Here is a 17,792-nt window from a genome sequence, read left to right on the forward strand (position 1 = left end):
TTGACTTTTCTATTCAGCTATCCGGCCTGTCACGGGGTCGTAGCCTGTGACTGTTTCCGCTATGGCCGGTTTGATACTGTCTCCGAGGCGATCGACCAAGCGGGCAAGCGCCGCTTCCCGGTTTCCGCCGTCGTCGTTCGCCCACCAGATCGGATGGGTCAACAATTGCAGGGCGCGTCTTTCCGCCACAGCCTCGTGTTCCAACGGGTGCCCGAAACGCCAAAGCCCGCGCGAATCGCTGCAATAACCCATCTCGCTGAAATACCGGGGCTGATAGGTATGCGGGCGTCCGCCGATTTCCTCCTTGCGGCCCAATAGCGCTTTCGCGGGCCGATGGAAACTGATCATACCGACCGGTGCGCCGGCAATGTCCTCCAAAGCGGCGCATTGTTCGAAGGCGGCCCGGTCCAATGCTTCCGCCGTATCCTCACCGGCCGCCGCGTCGAAATGCAGGCCGACCTCATGGCCGAGCGCGATCAAGGATTTGATCGCCTTCCGCGCCGCCGGGTCCCGGATCGTATAGAAGGGCGTTTCCGGCAGGATGAAATAGGCTGCCGTCATGCCCAGTTCCGCCTCGATCTCTGCCAGGGGAAGGGCCAGATCGGGCGCGAAATCCAGATCATGGCGCAGCACGAGGTCCGGCAGGTTCGGGTCGCAGGTCGCGAAGGTAGCCGGGCGGTATCCCCGTTCGGTCAGCGCCTGAAGCAGTTCCCGGTACCCCGCCCGGGTGAAGTCCCGCGCGGTCATCGGCCTGCCTCTTCCACATCGGTCATCGTAACGCCGTGCCGCAACAGATAGTCCTCGACATGATAGGCCATGGCGGAGCGCGGATTGCGGGTGTCGCGGGCGACCTCGGACCAGCGCCTCACCGCATAGGCACACAGCGTCGACATGAAATAGCCGAGATAGCGGCGTTCAAACCGATGCCAGGCGTCGCGGCCGAGCGGCGCATGCAGCAGTTTCATCGCATTGCGCACGGGCGGCAGCCACCAGGGCCGAAGCCGCGTTGCGTTGACCGGAATGTCGCGCCAGACCCCTTGCCAGTTCATGCGCATCAGCGTGTCGCGATACAGTTTCTGGCCGCGTTTCGCGGTTAACGGTTGGGCCGCGTAGAAATCGATCAAGTCGCCGTGCCATAGCGGCAGGTCCCAATCCAGGCCCAGCTTTTCGTATGACCGCTGGCCGTTCACCACATATTTGCTTTGCCGGTCCACATATTCGGATGCCTCGAACAGACCGAACAAGTCGCCCGCCTTCATCGGCGGGGCGCCGCTGGTCAGCAAATCGAATTCCTCTTTCAGAAGGTTTTCGACGATGGCCTGTTGCGCCGGGACCTGCAGTTGCCCCCAAAGGGCGAAATGCTTGCTGAGCAAGGCCGATACGACCTGGCGGATGTCCGCCGTATCGCCCGTCGAAAGATCGGCGAGGGATGCGGGTATGTGGTTGCCGGTCAGATAGTCGCCCGATTGCCCGTTCACCACCATGGCGTCCGGGGGCAGATCGCCCCTGGCGAGAAGTTCCGAAATGGCGATGAAATCCTGTGGGAAATGGACCGCGGTCAGGCTGTCCGAATAGTCCACGAACGCCTTGTAGCCGGCGCCGCGGAAGGCCGATTGCATGGCGCCCAATTCATAGGGCTGGAAGACCCAGGGATAGCCCAGTTCCTGGGCGATCTTCCGCGCGGCCTGGGCCTCGCGATTGCCGTCCTGGCCGTAGGAAAAGCACAGCACATTTTCGTAACCGAGTTCCTTCAACCCGCTGACGACGTAACGCGAGTCGAGGCCGGCGCTGAGCGGCACTGCGATACAGCGGCCATCGGCCTTGCGGACTGTGTCCTTCAACGCGTTCAGCAGAATTTCACCCAAGGCCTCGCTGCTTTCCGCCTCCGCGACGGGGGAGGCGGGGACCGTCCGCCAGGGAAGATATCGGAAATAGGGCAGGGTGACCGGTTCCTGTCCGTCATGGACCATCAGAAACTCGCCCGCCAGCAACCCCGCGACCCCGTGATAGAGCGTCGCCGGACCGATCGTGTATCCCGACATGGCGACGGCCTTTGCCTGACGCATGTCGACCGTCGGGCGGGGAGCCCCCTGCGCGGCAAGGCCGTCGAACAAGGCGTCGCCCTGCTGCGCGATCACGATCGCTCCGTTCGGCGCCTTTGACCAGATCAAGGGAATGCTTCTGATCCGGTCGACCGCGCAAACCAGGCGCGGACCGGATCGGACGATAATGGCGAATTGCGTCGGAAGGTCCCGCAGGGCGGCGGCGACGCTTTCCCCCGGGTTCTCGGTATCGAGGGCAGCGACGATCTTCCGGCCCAAATCCCTGTCTGCCGTCCCGGCGCACCAGACCTCGGCATGCTCGATATCGAACCGCCGCCAGAGCGCGATATCCGGCAGGCGTATATCCGCCGAGACGGTGCCTCGCGGTTCCAAGGGGTGAATGGCAGCGGTCATCAGTCCAGCATCGACCAGGTGAGCGGGGTGCCCTTCTTGATATCCGCCGAAGCGCGCCGGCCCAGGACCTGCGGCAGGTGCTTGGGCGGCAACCCGTATCCGGGGCGGATGGAGCGGCAATTCTCAGGCGTCAGAGCCTCGCCCGCGGCAATGTCCCGAACGACATAGAGGGAGCGGCGGAAAGGCTGCGTCTGTTCCTCGCTGTCCTTCAAACCGTAATCGACCTCGCCCAGGGCATGCCACGCGGTCCTGGTATCTTCTACCAGTCTGCGCAGTTCGTCGGGTTCCAGTGAGAAGGCGGCATCGGGCCCGCCATCGGCACGGGCCAGGGTGAAATGCTTTTCGATCATCACCGCGCCCAGCGCCAAGGCGGCGACGGGGACGGCCGTTCCCATCGTATGATCCGAAAGCCCGACCGGGCAGCCGAATTTCAGGGCCATGTCCGGTATCGTTCGCAGGTTGCTCTCCTCCGCCGGCGTTGGATAGCCGCTGACGCAATGAAGCAGGACGAGGTTGGCGTTTCCCACGCCTCGGACGGTCTCCACCGCTTCCCGAATTTCCGCTTCGCTGGCCATGCCGGTGGACAGGATGATCGGACGGCCGGTCTCCGCGGCCAGTTGGATCAAAGGCAGGTCCACGCATTCGCAAGAGGCGATCTTGATCGCCGGCACATCGAGCTTGTCCAGAAAGGCGACGGCGGAGGGGTCGAAAGGGGAACTGAAAACGTCGATGCCCAATGCCCGGCCGCGTTCCATCAGCGGCCCTGTCCAGTCCCACGGCGTGCTCGCGCGGCGGTATAGATCGTAAAGCCGTTCACCGTCCCACAATCCGCCCTGGATCACGAAACCGGGGCCGTCATGGTCGATGGTGATCGTGTCGGCGGTGTAGGTCTGAAGCTTCACCGCATCCGCACCTGCCTCGGCGGCGGCTTCGACGATCCGAACGGCGCGGTCGAAATCACCGAGATGGTTCGCCGACATTTCCGCGATGATATAGGGCGCCCCGTTGGTGCCTATTTCGCTTCGGCCGATTTTCATCCGTTGCTGCCGTTCATTTCGCCGTGGAAACGGGCCGGTCGTGTTTGGTGATCAGGCCGACATCGTAAAACTTGTCCAGATATCGGGCGACGGTCGCGTAAGGCAGGCCGAGTTCAAAGGCGATATCCACGACGGATTTGTCGCCTTCCAGGGCCAACATGATTTCTTCGATCTTCAGGTTGAGGTCCCAATCCTCGCGCCAGTCGACCCAAAGACCGTGCCGGGACAGCATAACCGGCCCCTTGAACTGTCGGCGGGGATAGTAATTGCGATTCATGATGTCGAAGACGTCCATGATGACGTCGAGCGCTTCGTCGAGGTTTTCCTCCTCGACGATATCCGGGTTGTCGGCGCTGGTGTGGTATTCCGGATAGGGCCAGCGGGTCAGCGACGGGGTCGGAATTTCGTAACCCGGGCCGTCGGTGATGATCTCGTCGCTGGCGACCACATAGCGGAATTTGCCGGTCCGTTCCTCCCCATGCTTTCGATGCGACCGCATCGCCGTCAGGAAAGCCCGGTCGATCATCGTGTCCGCTTCGCGGGAAAGCTGCAGGATGAAGGAATTGTCGTGGCCCACCATTTCGCAGAACCAGGCGTAATCCAGCTTGTCGACTTTCTCCTGGTTGTTCGCGAACCAGGCGATGGTGCCGATGGTCTCCGGCACGATCAACAGACGCAGGCCGTAATAGGAGGGTTCCTTCCGCTGCAACAGCTTGCGCGCCATCTCGACGCCGACGACGAGGCCCGCGAGCGAGTCGTTGACCTGCATCGGGTGGCAGATGTTGGTCAGGAAAAGCAGGTCGCGGCCGCTGGTGCCGGGGATGTGGAATTCCCCCACCGGCAAGGGGCCGTCCTGGAATTCGACATCGATCACACCCTTGACCTTGGCGGAGTCATCGAACCGTATGAGGTCCCGGTGGCGCAGACAGAATCCCCAACTGCGTTCGTAATACTTGAACTCCCAGGGAATGTCGTCCGGCCTGTCCTCGCGGCTCCAGATATGATCGCGGATCTCGCCCAGCGTGCCCTCGATCCGCTGAGGTAGGGAATAGGAAAGCAGGTGGAGCGGGTTCTCCGCGAAATCGGCGACGCGTTCGCCGTCGATTTCCAGCCAGGCCTCGTTCACCTTGTAGCGTTCGGGAACCCACCAGGTCAGTTGATCCGACTTGGCGGGATAATGGTGATACTCGAAGCCCGGTGCGCCGATATACTCGTCACACATTTCAATCGCACGCTCGATATCGTCCGAATTGACGGTGCGGTGCATCGGGTAGAGGGCCTTCATGAAGCCGAGCATCGATTTCGATTTTGATGACATGGGTCTGAATTGCGCCTTGCGATTGACCTGGTAACGAACCTGGATTTCTAGTCGAAGCAGGCCTGTAGAACGGCCTGTGTGAAAACCTTCCCGCCTTCTTCCGTCAGATGGTCGGGGTCGAAGAAAAGCTCCCGCGGGTAGTCGCGGGTCCGGAAATCGACAAAACGCCCGCCAACCTCGTCGGCCATATGGGTGAACAAGTCGATGGACCGTTGCTCCGTCGGGTCCGGCGCCGCCATGCGGTAGAAGGTGCGGTCGACGGGATAGGATGCGAAGCAGACCTGACCGCCTTGTGCCACGATCCATTTTGCCAGATCCAGATACCGGGTCAGGACGGGATGGGAAAGATCGACGGCAAGATCCTGCTGATCGGTGAGAATGGTTTCGGACAGTTCGACGACCTGTTCCTCGGTCCAGTCCGCGATGTTCCTGGTCGCCGTCTGGGATCCGTCTTCGGGATTGAACTGGCGCAGTTTTGTGAAAGGCCTGCCCGCGAGGAATGTCTCCCAATGGCCGAGGATGCCGCGGCGATAGACGGGGACCGACAGTTTGAGGAAACGGAACAGCCCGCCGTCACCTTCAAAAAGCGGACGGTCCGGTTCGAAGCTCTGGTTGAGGCGGCCGGGCACCAGTTGCTGAGGATCCGCCTGCAGGATCACCTTGCCGGGCGGCACGCGGCCGAAATAGATCCGCGCCTTGCCGATGATGTCGTTCAGGGTGTTGGCGGGAAAACCCAGGTTGATGATTTCGTCGCTCCCCGTGATGCCCATCGCGACATGGGAGTCGCCAAAGGCCGCGTTCGGGTGGGTCGACCGGCGCAGGAATTCCGCGTGCAGTTCGATATTCTGGTTCGGCGCCACATGGGTGCGGATCAGCCATTCCGACGCGGCGCAGAAGACCAGCGCAATCGTGACGACCAACCCCGCCGTCACAGCGACGAAGCGTTTGCCGGTGGAAACCGGCATCACGTCAGAACTGGAAGTATAGGAATTCATCCTGCCGTCCGATGAGGATCATGTACAAGGAGATCAGGAAAGCCGAAGCGGTCACGGCGGCCCAGAACAGGTTCGGGCGCCAATAAAGGAATTTGCTGGCCAGGGTCCCGACCGCCGACGGCGCCCCCAAAGCCGGATCGACCTTGTGCATGATCTGGTGCGTATTGGGCATCAGCCAGGCGATCGCCAGAAGCAGCAACATGTAACCGATCTGGGTCCGTCCGTCATAGAAGGACAGGATCCGGTATTCCACCGGCAATCCGATGGCGCCTGCGATCGGGTCCAGCAGGCCGGCATAGGTCGGCGGCATGACCAGCCCGTCGAAACCGGACATCGCCTGCAGCAATGCAAGCGCGCTGTCGATCGATTCCGCCCTAAACGGCACCCAGGCGACGACAACCAACAGGAAAACGAAGATGGTGCATATCGCGCCGGTAACGGGTCCCGACTTTCCGGCTGCCGGGAACAGGCGGTGGCGCAGGTCCTGGAATCCGTGGTTGATCAGGATCATCACGCCGTGCAGCGCGCCCCACAGGATGAAGGTCCAACCGGCGCCGTGCCACAGTCCGCCCAACAGCATCACGGTCAGGATGTTGCCGTAACGGCGGACCTGACCGACGCGGCCGCCGCCCAACGGGATGTAAAGATAATCGCGCAGAAAGGTCGAAAGCGTGATGTGCCACCGCCGCCAGAAATCGATGATACTGCTGGCGCGATAGGGCGAGTTGAAGTTGATCGGCAGCCTGACACCGAACATGCGTGCCAGTCCGATCGCCATGTCCGAATAGCCGCTGAAGTCGAAATAGATCTGGAAGGTATAGGCGACGGCGGCCGTCCAGGCTTCCAGGAAAGTGATCTGTACACCGGCTTCCGAAGCCTCGAAGACCGGTGTCGAATAAAGCGCGACGCCGTCGGCGATCACCAGTTTCTTGAACAGACCGAAGCCGAAATAGGCCATCCCCACGGCCAGGTTCGGCCAGGCGTCGTCGAACATCCGTGCCGGCGTAAGCTGCGGGATCGTCTGTTTGTAGTGGACGATCGGGCCGGCGATCAGCTGCGGGAAGAACACCACGAACAGGGCGTATTTCAGCAGCGAATGTTCGCCTTCCTTGCCGCGATAGACATCGACGATGAAGGCGATCTGCTGAAAGGTGAAAAAGGAGATCGCCAGCGGCAATACGATATCGGGCAGGTCCAACCGCACGAACCCGAAATCGCCCAACGCGTCCGCAAAGAAATTGGCGTATTTGAAAACGCCGATCAGGCCCAGATTGAACGTGACCCCCAGAATGACAAGCATCTTGCTGCGGTTTCTGGCAAGGGCCAGACCCAGCCCGTAATTGACCAGGATGGAGAAACCGATCAGCAGCAGATAGACCGGGTTCCACCAACCGTAAAAGAAGAACGAGCCCGCTGTCAGCCAGGCCAGCACGGCGCGAAGGTTCCCCGTCCGCGACAGGGCGAAGAACCCCACCAGGACGACGCCCAGAAAGACGAAGAACTCAACTGAATTGAAAAGCATCTATCGGGTCCGGTGATCCGGGTACGCGGAACGAAGGGTTACGACGCGCGGGCCGCGGTCCTGGCGCGGTGCAGATTGAAATACTGCCCGACCTTGTCATCCGGGTCGTCGGGATTGGCGAGTGTGGCCAAGTCCTGGATCGTAAAGGTCAGAATGAACTTGATCCGGTCGGAGCGGTTCGCCGTCGACTCGTGCACCGTCATCATGTCGAAGACGACGCCGGTGCCGCCGGGCGCCGTCACCTCATGGGCTGGGAAGGCCTTCAGCTTTTCGGGTGGGATGGCCGGGTTTTTCGCCGAACCCGCGTCATGGTCGATCACCCCGCCGGCGTGACTGCCGTCATAAACGCGCATGGAACCAAGGCCCGGCCCAACATCGCGCAGCGGCAACCAAACCCGGATCGCCTTTTTCGATCGCATGCCCGCATAATCCTGATGCGGCGGCAGCATGAAGGTCTCTTCGTCGGGGATGTCGACCCGCATACTCTGGGAATAGCCCGGCAGGATGAAGTCACGTTCCTTCAACAGGGCGGCGATCGCCGGCAGGGTCATCAGCGTGTTTCCGATTTCCCGCAGGGAAGGCAGCGTCTGGATCATTGAATAAAGGACGGACCGAAAATGGCCGCCGCGGCGGAAGGCGGCTAGGAACCGTTCTTCCGGTCCCGCACCAGGTTCGGCGAACCCGTCGAAGGTTTCAGAATTGGCCAGTTGCACCAATTCCCGCTCAAACTGTTCCAACAGGGCCGGGGGCGTGCAGGACTCGAGCACGATATAGCCCTTGTCCCTGAACTGCGCGATGTTCGTATCCGTCATGGTCTGCTCCCCCGATGGCCGTGATCCAACAAATCCGCCAATCGTTCCGCCGTCAATTGCGGCCCGTTCGGGACGGGCGCGGCGATGTAGTTGTCCACCAAATGTCGCCGGGCGGCGGCTTTGTCTTTCCACAAGGCCTCAATCTCCGTAATCGGCTTGGACAGGAAGTCGCGCATCGAGTCTTCGAAATCGGCCGCTTCCGCGTTGAAGACGAATACAGCCTCCTCGAAGACGGGCCGGACATCCGCGCGCAAGGGTCTGCCGGGCGCCTCGATATAGACCATGGGCTTGTCCTGGCAAAGACAGTATCCGATCGTCGACCCGGATCGGGATGTGATCAGCAAGGCCGGCTTGTGGATGTGATAGCGCAGATCGCCGGCGGATCGAAAAATCTCAAGCCCCGCCTGTTCCGCCGCCTCCAGGACCGGGTCGGGGTCCAGGTAACGCAGGGCCGGATAGGGTTTCACCGTAACCTGTTTGCCGCATTTGCCGAGTATTTCAGTCATCACACGGGTTTCGAAATCGCATTGGGCATGATCGCTCATCGCCCGGTGCAGCTTGTCCGAACCCGCCATATACAGGCCGGATGAAATGTACCAGACGCCTTCGGGTTTGCCGAACAACCCGGTTCGCGGCCTGCTCTTATAGAAGCGCGGGGCGCCGACCACGGTCTTGCCGCACCGCTCAACGGGAATCTCGTCCTCTTCCGCGTCCTCGACGAAGGTAAAGAAGTGATCGCTGGTGACGTCCTCGTGCAGAATGAAGTTCCGGTCGTGGTTGTCGGAAATACGACGGGTGGCGCCGTGAGAAAAGGTGACGACCGGCCAGCCGCGTTGTTGGAACCGGACCGCCGTCGCGATATCGGCCGCGGAGGCGATGGTCGAACTGGCGAAACCCGACGGCATATCAGGCAGCGCATCCACTTTCCGGGCCGCGGAACGGTACAGACGCGCGTAGTTGGCGGCGGTCGCTTGTGCTTCGCTGCGAACAAGTCCGTTTGCGGCCTTGCGCATGCCTGGATCGGGAATGATGGAAAGGGTCTCGGCAATCATGTCTTCGATACGCGACAGGACCGTTTCCGCCAGGACGGCATCATCCTCTGCTTCCGGATCCGGCTTGAGACGGCCGGCGGGGGCGAGGCGTATGCCTGCCTTGTAGAGTTCCAATCCCGCATCCTTGAGAAGGTCCGGATCGCGTTGGCAATAAAGGCGTCCCGACCAATCCCGCAGCTTGTCCAGCTGGGGCAGGGCCAATTGCGCCCGGAAGAAGACGGCGCCCAGACCGTTCAATGCGAACCGGTTCAGCCATGACGAGTCCGGCGGTTCAACATAGGGAAGCTTGCCCGCGTCCACTGTGATCAAGGGCGAGGTGACATTGGGATGGCCATCCAGAAGCTTGTGCCACTCAAAGTCCAGGGTCAGGGACAGGAAAGCCGTCGATCCGGTAACCTTTGGCACGCAGACAGGCGCCTCCAGGTCCTCCTGGCGAAACAGCAACGCGTCATAGGCTATTCTTTGGCAGCGCCACACCGCGGTGGCCACGCTCAATGCCAGACCTGCCGGTTCCAGATCGCGAAGCGTGACGAAAACCTGCTGGGAAAGGGCGTCGAACCGTTCCAGCAGGGCCAGGATGTCCTTGGATGTCAGTTCTGCGCCGAGCCTGTCGACATCCCCGCCCAGCCGCCAGGCCAGCGCAGGTGAGGCGGTGCGGATGGCGCAGTCGCCCGGCAGCCCGGCCGCATATAACAGATCGAGATGTTCCGAATTGTTGACGTATACGGCGCGGCATTCCGACAGGGCCAATTTTTCCTCACCGTCGATCTGTAAAAGCGAAGCGGACATTACAGGTTTGAATTCCTGGCGCGACGAGTGGCGCGGTTCACTTGCCTTCGTCTCGCATCTTGGCGAAGCGTTCCGCGTCGCGCTGTTTCCAAACCTCCGGGCCGCCATGCAGCTTGTCGAAATCGGACCGCAGCATGGCCAGGACGACCGTGTCGTGGAATTTGCCGTCGGCATAGACGTATTCCCGCAGGATTCCTTCCCGGACCATGCCGACGCGGTCGTTGCTGCCGAGAGACGCATGGTTGTCGGTAACGGCAGAGGACCAGATGCGATTCAAGCCCAGCTTGTGGAAACCGAAACGAAGAAGCTGGATCAGGGCGTCGCTGCCGTACCCCCGGCCAAGGAAGTCTTTATGGCCGATGATCCGGCCGTAGGTGGCGACGCGGTGAATAGGATCGATCAGGCTCAATCTGGCATTGCCGATATGGGTGCAGGTCTCGATATCGCAGATCGCGAAATAGACGGCGCCCGGCGGTTGGGACTGCTCATAGTAGCGAACCGCGCTGTCCGTATTCACCGGATAGGCGCTTTGCAGAATATACGTATTAAGGCTGATGTCGTTGACCCAGTCCAGATAGTCGTCGTTGATGTCTTCCCGCTCCATTGGGCGAAGGAAGACCTTCTCACCGACGACGCGGGCGCGGCGTATCGTATTGGCGGTCATAAGAACGAACCTCCCCTAATGTGTTGCGGAAGACCGGCTTTGGCCGGTTCCGTCCGCCTCGGCGGACTTCGCCGGGATAAATGCCATCGTCGGATACTGGAAGTCTCCGTCCGACGGTATGAAATCGAATTCGTGGCGGCGGTAGAAGGAAATCGCCCTGGCATTGTCCCTGTTCACGTGCAGGTAAAGGGGCGTGCCGGGCGCGAAAGTCTTGAACCCTTCGATCAGGTCATTCGCCGCGCCTTGTCCCCGGCATTCGGGTGCGACGGCGAAACGGGAGAGATAGCAGCCATCCGTCGGGACGGAAGCCTTATCGCCGGAGGATTCGGCCAGTTCCTGTTGGATCTTCGTTTTATTGTCTTTCGCCGCGTTCCGAAGCATCGCGCGCAGATCTGTCATTTGCGCCATGGCCAGGGCTTCCGACGGATAACAGCAGAACACGCCTTGGGGCATGCCGCGCTCGCCTTGAAGGACATGGCAGTTTCGAAGTTCTCCGCCCGGCTGCGACAGCCGCCCGGCGACGACGGTGCAAAGATCCGGGATATAGCGCCCGAGGATGTCATAGAATTCCGGCAGGGACAGCATGATCAGGTCCGCGACCGCCCGGCGGTAGATTTCCGTCGCGGGTGCATCTTCCAAGGAGACAAGTTTCATATCGGACCGACGGGGCGACTTCGGACTCAATCGGCCAGTTCAAGAAGATAGGTGGCGAAATCCCGCATCGAGACGACACCCTTTTCGTCCAGAACTTCGATGTCGAGTTCCACGTCGTAGCGGTCCTCCAACTCGTCCAGCAGCCGAATCCAGCCCAGGGAATCCAGAATGCCGGATTCGAACAGGTCGGCATCATAGGTCTCTTCAGCGGTCGGCACGGGGCGCGGCGACGCGACGTTCCGGACCGTGGCGGCGACCACTTCCAGCACTTCGGATGCGGAACTGTCGGAAAGGGGCTTGGTGGTTTCTGTCATGGATGTCTCCCGAATGGACCGGCGGCCGTCACGAAGCAGCCTTGCGGGTCAGCAATTTTGTCAGGGCGCCGGCGTCGATCTTGTCATTCGCGTTTCGGGGCAAGGTATCGATCAACTCGAACCGGTCCGGGATTGCATAGGCCGGCAGGTGATCGCCGATGCGGGCCGCTACCCGATCGCACAGGACTGGATCCGTCCCTTCCAGAAAGGCGACGATCTTGCCCTCGGCATGAACCGCGCAGGCCGCCGCGGCGCCGGCGGACCGGATCGCCGCCTCTATCTCGCCCAGTTCCAACCGGAACCCGGCGCGTTTTATCTGCCGGTCGATCCTGCTCTCGAAATAAATGTCATTGCCGACCCGCCTGCCCCAGTCGCCCGTCCGATAGGCGCTGACCGTTCGGCCGTCGACCTCGGTGCTGAAGAATTTCTCTTCGGTCTGGTCCGGGTCGTTCCAATAGCCCCTGGCCACTTGCGGACCTGCGGCAATGATCTCGCCTTCGCCCTCGGTATCGCCGTCGAGCAATAGATGCATGCCGGGAATGGCATCGCCGATCGCGACGGAGGCCCGGCAATGATCCGGATAGGAATCCGCCGCCACTTCAAGCAGCGTGAAGGAGACCGTGGCTTCCGTCGGGCCATAGGTATTGTGGACGGCCAGGGTGGGTTTGGCCGCGAACAACGCTTCCAAATGCGACGGCAGCAGGGGTTCGCCGCAGAAAGTCGCCAACCTCAGGCTCGCCAGGTTTTCCGGTGCAAGTTGGCCGCCCTGTCTCATCAGGTCGACCACGCTGGGGACGCTGTTCCAGATCGTCAGTCCATAGGTCTTTATGGCTTTCGCCGGCATCAACCGGTCGCGTCGGGATATCAGCGGATAAAGGCAGGCCCCGGCGCAAAGCGCGCCATAGATGTCCAGGACCGACAGGTCGAAGGCGATATTCGGGTGCTGGGACCATCTGTCTTCGGGGGTGATCCCCATGGCCCGATGTGCCCAATGAATATAATGGGCGAGCGAGTCGCGGCCGATCTTCACGCCTTTCGGTTCTCCGGTGGAACCGGAGGTGAAGATGACATAGGCAAGCTCACCGGCGGCGCGCGGTTCTTTCAAGCGATCCGCCGGCAGGGCCTCCACCAGAATGATTTTCTGAGCGTGGTCTTTGCCGACAAACCCGGAATCGACCGATGCCGATGTGACGATCACATGCGGATCGACCATGTCCAGCACGCGATTGATCTTCTCCGGCGGCATTTGAAGATTCAGGGGAACATACATGCCGCCCGCCATCAGGCTCGCGAACATGGCGGCGTAGGCCCAGGCCCCCTGAGGCAGCAAAATCGCGACACGCGGATGCGCATCGCCGGTTTGCGCCAGCGACGCGGCCAGTCGTTCGACACGGCCCATCAGGTCGGAATAGCTGAGCTCCCCTTCCTTCTCATGGACGGCGGGCCTCTGCCCGTGCCGTTCCGCGGCGGCGGCAAACAGGTCGAAGGGATCGGCTGGTTCATTCATCGCCGGTGTCTTCGTCGACATGGGTTCGTTCGATCAGGATATAGGGATCCCGGGTCAGGGCTTTTCTGGTGATCTCATCGAATTCGCTGAGCGGCATGATGAAACTGTTGCGGCTGCCGCCGGGAACGGGATGAAAGGCGGCCGGGTGTTCCGCCCGGACGGCGTTTTCGAACGGGAACAGATCGGTCTTTACCTCGATGTCGCCCCGGCGCGCGTAATAGCGGACCGAGATATCCTTCACCGCCCCACCGTCGGTCAGGACCTTGCGCGGCAAGTCCAGCCATTCACGGTAGGGGACGCCGGTGACCGCCTCCGTGTGATGCACATGGGTGGCGCCCTCATGAAAATTACAGCCCAGCAGCAACAGCTTGAACCCGCTCTCCTGCAGGACCTCGAAAATCGATCCTAGGCCGACCGAGCGGTCCGCGGCGGCTTTGCGCATCATGCCGGCATCCCTGCCGATCGCGGCATAGGAATGCATGGGGCAGGCGCTCCGCACCGCGCCGTCACGCTTGTAGACCAGTTGGGAAAGCGCCCCCATCAGATACGGTTCGGATTCGGTGACCGAATAGGCGGTGTTCGCATCCAGGTTCATCGTAAAGGTCGGAAAGCAGAGTGTTCCCGAGTCCGAGACCGTTTCCTGCAACGCCGACAGCAGGGTTTCCGGCCCGCCCTCGACGCGGCCGAAACTCAACAGTCGTGAATGCACGCAGAGCCGATCGCCCGGACGGATTCCGAGGTCGTCCAAATGGCCGCGGACATCCGCGAATGATGTACGTCTGGACGGCACGGCGTTTACGGCTTGCGGAATACGGCCTGAACCATGTCGCCGTGCAGACGGTCGGCGAGGTCGCCGTTATCGAGCCCGGCGCGGATGACGTCGAGGGCCGCGGCATAGGCGTCCAGCGTGACGGCGACATCTTCTTCCGTATGGGCATAGGACGGGGCGTGCCAGCCGGCGGCAAGGATGCCGCGCGCATTGCCTTCCTGCTGGAAAAGGCTTTTCAGCAGCAACCCGTCATGGCCGTCGCCCTTGAATCCCATGACGTGGCGGGCCGGATAGCCGGTCAGGCTGATGTGATCCTGAAGGCGGCGCTCGGCGACCAGGGCGTTAAACCCGTCGACCAGGCCGGTGCCGATCTCGGACACGCGATCCAGGACTGGTTCCGATTCCATCACGTCCAGCACCGCACCCGCGGCCGCGATGCCCAGCATGTCGCCGCCGAAGGTGAAGGAGAAGAAAACCTCGTCGAAGACATCCATCACCTCGGCCCGGCCCAGGATGACGGAAATCGGAACGCCGTTGCCCAGCGCCTTGCCGAAACAGGCCATGTCGGGCGCTACGCCGAATTTGCCGTAGGCGCCTTTCAAATCGATCCTGAACCCGGTCCAGCATTCGTCGAAAATGAGGACCGCGCCGTGTTCCGTGGCCAGGGCTCGGACGCCTTCCAGATAGCCCGGCTCCGGCGGCACGATGCCCATCGGTTCCATGATGATCGCGGCGACGTCGCCCTGGTGTTTCTCCAGCAGGGATTTCAGGGCCGGCAGGTCGTTATAGGAGAAGGGGGTGGTCAGCGCCTTGACCGCATCGGGCACGCCCGCGCCGCGGGTCGTCGTGCCGATGAACCAGTCCTGCCAACCGTGATAGCCGCAGCACAGAACCCGGTCCCGGCCGGTGACCGCGCGGGCGGCGCGCACCGCGCCGGCGGTCGCGTCCGACCCGTTCTTGCCGAAACGCGCGCGTTCCGCATAGGGAAACCAGTCGATCAGCCGTTCGGCCAAATCCAATTCGATCGTCGTCGGAAGCGAGAAGGCGATGCCATTCTGCATCTGCTTCGTGACGGCTTCGTTGACGGCGGGATGATTGTGCCCCAGCAGCAGCGGGCCCAGCGCCATCGGCCAGTCGATATAACGGTTGCCATCGGCGTCCCAGACAAACCCTTTGTCGGCCCGCGTGGCGAAGACGGGGGCGGCGCCGCGCGGATATTGGGTCCAGGACTTGGAGAATGTCTGCGCCTGGCTTGGGATCGCGGCCTCGGCCCGGGTCAGCAGATCCAGGGACTGGCGGTATCTTTCCGTAAATCTGTTCGTTGCGGTGGTCATTTACACTTTGCTTTCGCTGGAAGAATTCTTTGCTGACAGGGCGTCATCCTCGGCCCGGCTCTTGGCCAGACCCGCGTCGCGGACGATCCCGGCATTCAGGCGGCCGATGGCGGGGCTGTTGCGCATGACGGTCAGGATTTCCCGCCAGCCGGCCTGGATCAGTTTCGCCGGGCCCAATTCGGCGCATAGGGCGCGGAACATGATGTAGTCGGCCGGGTCGTCGATGGTCCATCGTTCGTCCGAAAGGTTTTCGGGGCCCGCCAGATTGGCGGCCTTGAACCGCTCGCCGCCATGCAGGGTGCAGTGTTTCCACATCCAGGGCACGACATGCTCCCGCTCGGACGGCAGGTCGGCTTCCTTGTCTGCCTGCTCCAGCACGTCGCGGGTGAAGACGGAGGCATCGAGACCGTCCGGCCAGGTCGGCGGCAGGACGTTGCAGCAATAGTCCAGGCCCTGCTCCTGCTGTATCGTCAGCAGCGCCTGGATGATTTCGGGGTCTGAGAATGGGCAGTCGCCGGTCAGGCGCACGATCCGGTCCGCCGCCGTGGCCCGGGCCGCCGCGGCAAAGCGCGACAGCACGTCTTTCTCGGAACCTTGGAAAGTGGTCACGCCGAGATCCTCGGCCAGATCCATCAGGGCCGCATTGGCGGGATCATCGCCGGTGGCGATGACGATCTCGTCGATCCCCTGCGTCCGGCGAACGCGTTCCAGCATGAAGGCGATCAGCGGCCGTCCGCCCAACTCGTACAGTACCTTGCCCGGCAGTCTTTCCGAGCGTATGCGCGCTTGAACGATGGCGACGGTCTTCATGATTTCGCAGCCAATCCCAGGCTCATTTTCAGATCCGCGCAGATCGCCTGCGCGACCGCTTTCAGGATCCGCCGATTGGCGCGGAAACCAGTGCCGAAACGCGGCGCACCGGTTTCCCGGGCGCGGATCGTGACCGGCACGGTCTTGGTGCGGGCGCCGCGCAGCATCGAATGGATCGCAAGTTCCGTGTTGATCGATGTGCCGCCGTCGAACCGGCCGTGCCGGTTGTAGAGGTCGATCCGGTATCCTTTCAACCCGCAGACGATATCGCCGATGCCGAAGCGCAGCCTCGCATAAACATTGAACAGGGCTTCGCCGATCCGGGCCGGTGCGGGCCGTTGCCCCAGGACCAGATCCGCTTCCCCGTCGGCGAGGAGACGGATCACCGATTCCAGGTCCTTCGGGTCGAACTGTCCGTCCGCGTCGAAGGTGACGACGGCCTGGGCGCCGAGCCGAGCCGCCTCGGTGACGCCGGCATCCAATGCCCCTTCATATCCCCGGTTGGGGGACAGGCGCAGGACATGGGCGCCGGCCTTTTCCGCTTCCGCCGCGGTGCCGTCGATCGATCCGTCGTCGACGACCAGCGGCGTCGCGTAGGGTAGAACCCCACGGACGACCGAAGCGATCGTCTGCGCTTCGTTATAGCCGGGGATCACGACAAAGACCTTGAAGTCAGGAAACATCGGCAAGGCGGACGATATCCCCGTCAGGAATGTCCCGCTGCACGACCTTGCCGATGATCTCGCCTTCCCGATAAGGGGGCAGGGCATCGGCCGGGCAGGGACGCAGGGGGATCAGCATGTCTTTCGTCACTGTCGTTCCGGCGGGAATGGCGCCGCGCGCGCGGATGCCGCGGCGCTGCAGAACGACGGTTTCCGTCTCGTTGTCCATGACGCGTTTTTCCGTCGGCCCGAGGGCCAGTTCGAGTTCCCGCGTCCGTTCGATCATCTCACGCCAGGTGACCGGGTCCATGGAGAAGCCGTGATCGGGCCCAACGCGGTTCGTATCGTCGGTGAAATGCTTTTCGACCGCACGGGCGCCCAGCGCGACCGCACCCAGGACCGTGGCGCAGCCGGGCGTGTGGTCCGACAGGCCGAGCACCGTTCCCGGAAAGCGTTCCGCATAGCTCTTCAGGACGTTGATCGCGATATGGGAGAAATTCTCCAGCGAGCCGGTATAGTTGGTGTTGCATTGCATCAGGCAGAGCTGGTCCGTATGGGCGGAGGCGACACCCATCGCCAGTTCCACCTCTTCCATCGACGCCGCGCCGGTGGCGATGAAGAAGGGCTTGCCGTCCTTGGCCATCCATTCGATTGATTCATGCCAGGTGATGTCGCCGGATCCCAGTTTCCAGGCCGCGACGTGTTTCGACAGATAGGGCAGCATGTCCAGGTCGTACGGGGCGGTGAAGTAGTCGATCTGCGCCTCGTCGCAGGCCTTCTTCAGCTCTTCCGTCCATTCCAGAGGAATGGAAGCGTCCTGGTAGACCTCGAACACGCTTTTCTCCCAGGAGGCCTGATGGGATTGCTGACCGCCCAGCGCCTTGAAGCCGTAATCGGAAACGATTGTGGCGGCGCTGAAGTTCTGGAATTTCGCCGCGTTCGCGCCAGCTTCGGCGGAAAGGTGGATCAGGTCGATGGCGCGTTGCAGGTCGCCATCGTGATTGGCGGCGACATCGGCAATGAAATAGGTCGGATGGTCGTCGCCGACCTTGAACCGCCCGGTATCCAGGACTTTCGACATGTCTTATCGGCCTTTC

At 61.9% G+C, this 17,792-nt stretch carries 17 protein-coding genes; all 17 read right to left on the reverse strand.

All coding sequences use genetic code 11. From position 1 onward, the window contains the following. Window positions 1-9: 9 nt before the first annotated feature. Genes ACQK2G_RS00215 through ACQK2G_RS00295 form a run of 17 tightly spaced genes read right to left on the reverse strand, consistent with a single transcriptional unit; the run spans window position 10 to window position 17,776 of the window. Window positions 10-747 carry a hypothetical protein gene (locus tag ACQK2G_RS00215; RefSeq protein ID WP_425402994.1) on the reverse strand — a complete coding sequence of 246 codons (738 nt, stop codon included), beginning with the start codon at window positions 745-747 and terminating at the stop codon, window positions 10-12. Beyond that, a complete protein-coding gene (locus ACQK2G_RS00220; RefSeq protein ID WP_425402995.1) occupies window positions 744-2,456 on the reverse strand; it encodes an asparagine synthase-related protein in 1,713 nt (570 codons plus the stop codon). Before ACQK2G_RS00220 ends, ACQK2G_RS00215 begins: the two co-directional genes overlap by 4 nt. After that, the gene (pseI, locus tag ACQK2G_RS00225; protein WP_425402996.1) at window positions 2,456-3,493 is read right to left on the reverse strand and encodes a pseudaminic acid synthase; all 1,038 of its coding nucleotides are present in this window, start codon (window positions 3,491-3,493) and stop codon (window positions 2,456-2,458) included. Before pseI ends, ACQK2G_RS00220 begins: the two co-directional genes overlap by 1 nt. Before the next feature lie 13 nt (window positions 3,494-3,506). Beyond that, window positions 3,507-4,811 carry a DUF4910 domain-containing protein gene (locus ACQK2G_RS00230; protein WP_425402997.1) on the reverse strand — a complete coding sequence of 435 codons (1,305 nt, stop codon included), beginning with the start codon at window positions 4,809-4,811 and terminating at the stop codon, window positions 3,507-3,509. A 47-nt stretch (window positions 4,812-4,858) separates the two neighbouring features. Beyond that, entirely contained in the window at window positions 4,859-5,806 is a 948-nt protein-coding gene (locus ACQK2G_RS00235) for a hypothetical protein (RefSeq protein WP_425402998.1), read from the reverse strand. Further along, on the reverse strand, window positions 5,781-7,328 hold the full coding sequence (locus tag ACQK2G_RS00240; protein WP_425402999.1) for an MBOAT family O-acyltransferase: 1,548 nt from the start codon (window positions 7,326-7,328) through the stop codon (window positions 5,781-5,783). The genes ACQK2G_RS00235 and ACQK2G_RS00240 overlap by 26 nt, the downstream gene beginning before the upstream one ends. A 38-nt stretch (window positions 7,329-7,366) precedes the next feature. Beyond that, window positions 7,367-8,140 (reverse strand): phytanoyl-CoA dioxygenase family protein, encoded by a 774-nt coding sequence (locus ACQK2G_RS00245; RefSeq protein ID WP_425403000.1) that lies wholly within the window; start codon window positions 8,138-8,140, stop codon window positions 7,367-7,369. Next, on the reverse strand, window positions 8,137-9,981 hold the full coding sequence (locus ACQK2G_RS00250) for a hypothetical protein (RefSeq protein ID WP_425403001.1): 1,845 nt from the start codon (window positions 9,979-9,981) through the stop codon (window positions 8,137-8,139). The genes ACQK2G_RS00245 and ACQK2G_RS00250 overlap by 4 nt, the downstream gene beginning before the upstream one ends. 37 nt (window positions 9,982-10,018) lie before the next feature. Next, the gene (locus ACQK2G_RS00255) at window positions 10,019-10,645 is read right to left on the reverse strand and encodes a GNAT family N-acetyltransferase (protein WP_425403002.1); all 627 of its coding nucleotides are present in this window, start codon (window positions 10,643-10,645) and stop codon (window positions 10,019-10,021) included. 15 nt (window positions 10,646-10,660) lie between these two features. Beyond that, on the reverse strand, window positions 10,661-11,284 hold the full coding sequence (locus ACQK2G_RS00260; RefSeq protein ID WP_425403003.1) for a GNAT family N-acetyltransferase: 624 nt from the start codon (window positions 11,282-11,284) through the stop codon (window positions 10,661-10,663). Between the two features lie 41 nt (window positions 11,285-11,325). Next, window positions 11,326-11,613 (reverse strand): acyl carrier protein, encoded by a 288-nt coding sequence (locus ACQK2G_RS00265; RefSeq protein ID WP_425403004.1) that lies wholly within the window; start codon window positions 11,611-11,613, stop codon window positions 11,326-11,328. Window positions 11,614-11,641: 28 nt separating this feature from the next. Further along, window positions 11,642-13,120, reverse strand: a complete 1,479-nt coding sequence (locus ACQK2G_RS00270) for an AMP-binding protein (RefSeq protein WP_425403005.1) — start codon at window positions 13,118-13,120, stop codon at window positions 11,642-11,644. Next, window positions 13,113-13,868 (reverse strand): AAC(3) family N-acetyltransferase, encoded by a 756-nt coding sequence (locus ACQK2G_RS00275; protein WP_425403006.1) that lies wholly within the window; start codon window positions 13,866-13,868, stop codon window positions 13,113-13,115. Before ACQK2G_RS00275 ends, ACQK2G_RS00270 begins: the two co-directional genes overlap by 8 nt. Before the next feature lie 47 nt (window positions 13,869-13,915). Further along, window positions 13,916-15,223, reverse strand: a complete 1,308-nt coding sequence (locus tag ACQK2G_RS00280) for an aminotransferase class III-fold pyridoxal phosphate-dependent enzyme (RefSeq protein WP_425403007.1) — start codon at window positions 15,221-15,223, stop codon at window positions 13,916-13,918. After that, a complete protein-coding gene (locus ACQK2G_RS00285; protein ID WP_425403008.1) occupies window positions 15,224-16,033 on the reverse strand; it encodes a cytidylyltransferase domain-containing protein in 810 nt (269 codons plus the stop codon). It abuts the gene before it with no gap. Next, window positions 16,030-16,716, reverse strand: coding sequence for a glycosyltransferase family 2 protein (locus ACQK2G_RS00290; RefSeq protein WP_425407601.1), 687 nt, complete (start codon window positions 16,714-16,716; stop codon window positions 16,030-16,032). Before ACQK2G_RS00290 ends, ACQK2G_RS00285 begins: the two co-directional genes overlap by 4 nt. Beyond that, a complete protein-coding gene (locus ACQK2G_RS00295; RefSeq protein ID WP_425403009.1) occupies window positions 16,706-17,776 on the reverse strand; it encodes an N-acetylneuraminate synthase family protein in 1,071 nt (356 codons plus the stop codon). The genes ACQK2G_RS00290 and ACQK2G_RS00295 overlap by 11 nt, the downstream gene beginning before the upstream one ends. Between the last annotated feature and the right edge of the window lie 16 nt (window positions 17,777-17,792).

This window comes from Hwanghaeella sp. (assembly GCF_965227365.1).
In the GTDB taxonomy this organism is placed as follows: domain Bacteria; phylum Pseudomonadota; class Alphaproteobacteria; order UBA8366; family Aestuariispiraceae; genus Hwanghaeella.

What these genes read in the sequence shown, in the direction of transcription:
- ACQK2G_RS00255 (WP_425403002.1), bottom strand. Translation starts at nt 10,645, where the DNA reads ATGACCGCCAATACGATACGCCGCGCCCGCGTCGTCGGTGAGAAGGTC.
- ACQK2G_RS00285 (WP_425403008.1), bottom strand. Translation starts at nt 16,033, where the DNA reads ATGAAGACCGTCGCCATCGTTCAAGCGCGCATACGCTCGGAAAGACTG.
- ACQK2G_RS00280 (WP_425403007.1), bottom strand. Translation starts at nt 15,223, where the DNA reads ATGACCACCGCAACGAACAGATTTACGGAAAGATACCGCCAGTCCCTG.
- ACQK2G_RS00245 (WP_425403000.1), bottom strand. Translation starts at nt 8,140, where the DNA reads ATGACGGATACGAACATCGCGCAGTTCAGGGACAAGGGCTATATCGTG.
- ACQK2G_RS00235 (WP_425402998.1), bottom strand. Translation starts at nt 5,806, where the DNA reads ATGAATTCCTATACTTCCAGTTCTGACGTGATGCCGGTTTCCACCGGC.
- ACQK2G_RS00290 (WP_425407601.1), bottom strand. Translation starts at nt 16,716, where the DNA reads ATGTTTCCTGACTTCAAGGTCTTTGTCGTGATCCCCGGCTATAACGAA.
- ACQK2G_RS00215 (WP_425402994.1), bottom strand. Translation starts at nt 747, where the DNA reads ATGACCGCGCGGGACTTCACCCGGGCGGGGTACCGGGAACTGCTTCAG.
- ACQK2G_RS00265 (WP_425403004.1), bottom strand. Translation starts at nt 11,613, where the DNA reads ATGACAGAAACCACCAAGCCCCTTTCCGACAGTTCCGCATCCGAAGTG.
- ACQK2G_RS00240 (WP_425402999.1), bottom strand. Translation starts at nt 7,328, where the DNA reads ATGCTTTTCAATTCAGTTGAGTTCTTCGTCTTTCTGGGCGTCGTCCTG.
- ACQK2G_RS00295 (WP_425403009.1), bottom strand. Translation starts at nt 17,776, where the DNA reads ATGTCGAAAGTCCTGGATACCGGGCGGTTCAAGGTCGGCGACGACCAT.
- pseI (WP_425402996.1), bottom strand. Translation starts at nt 3,493, where the DNA reads ATGAAAATCGGCCGAAGCGAAATAGGCACCAACGGGGCGCCCTATATC.
- ACQK2G_RS00220 (WP_425402995.1), bottom strand. Translation starts at nt 2,456, where the DNA reads ATGACCGCTGCCATTCACCCCTTGGAACCGCGAGGCACCGTCTCGGCG.
- ACQK2G_RS00230 (WP_425402997.1), bottom strand. Translation starts at nt 4,811, where the DNA reads ATGTCATCAAAATCGAAATCGATGCTCGGCTTCATGAAGGCCCTCTAC.
- ACQK2G_RS00250 (WP_425403001.1), bottom strand. Translation starts at nt 9,981, where the DNA reads ATGTCCGCTTCGCTTTTACAGATCGACGGTGAGGAAAAATTGGCCCTG.
- ACQK2G_RS00270 (WP_425403005.1), bottom strand. Translation starts at nt 13,120, where the DNA reads ATGAATGAACCAGCCGATCCCTTCGACCTGTTTGCCGCCGCCGCGGAA.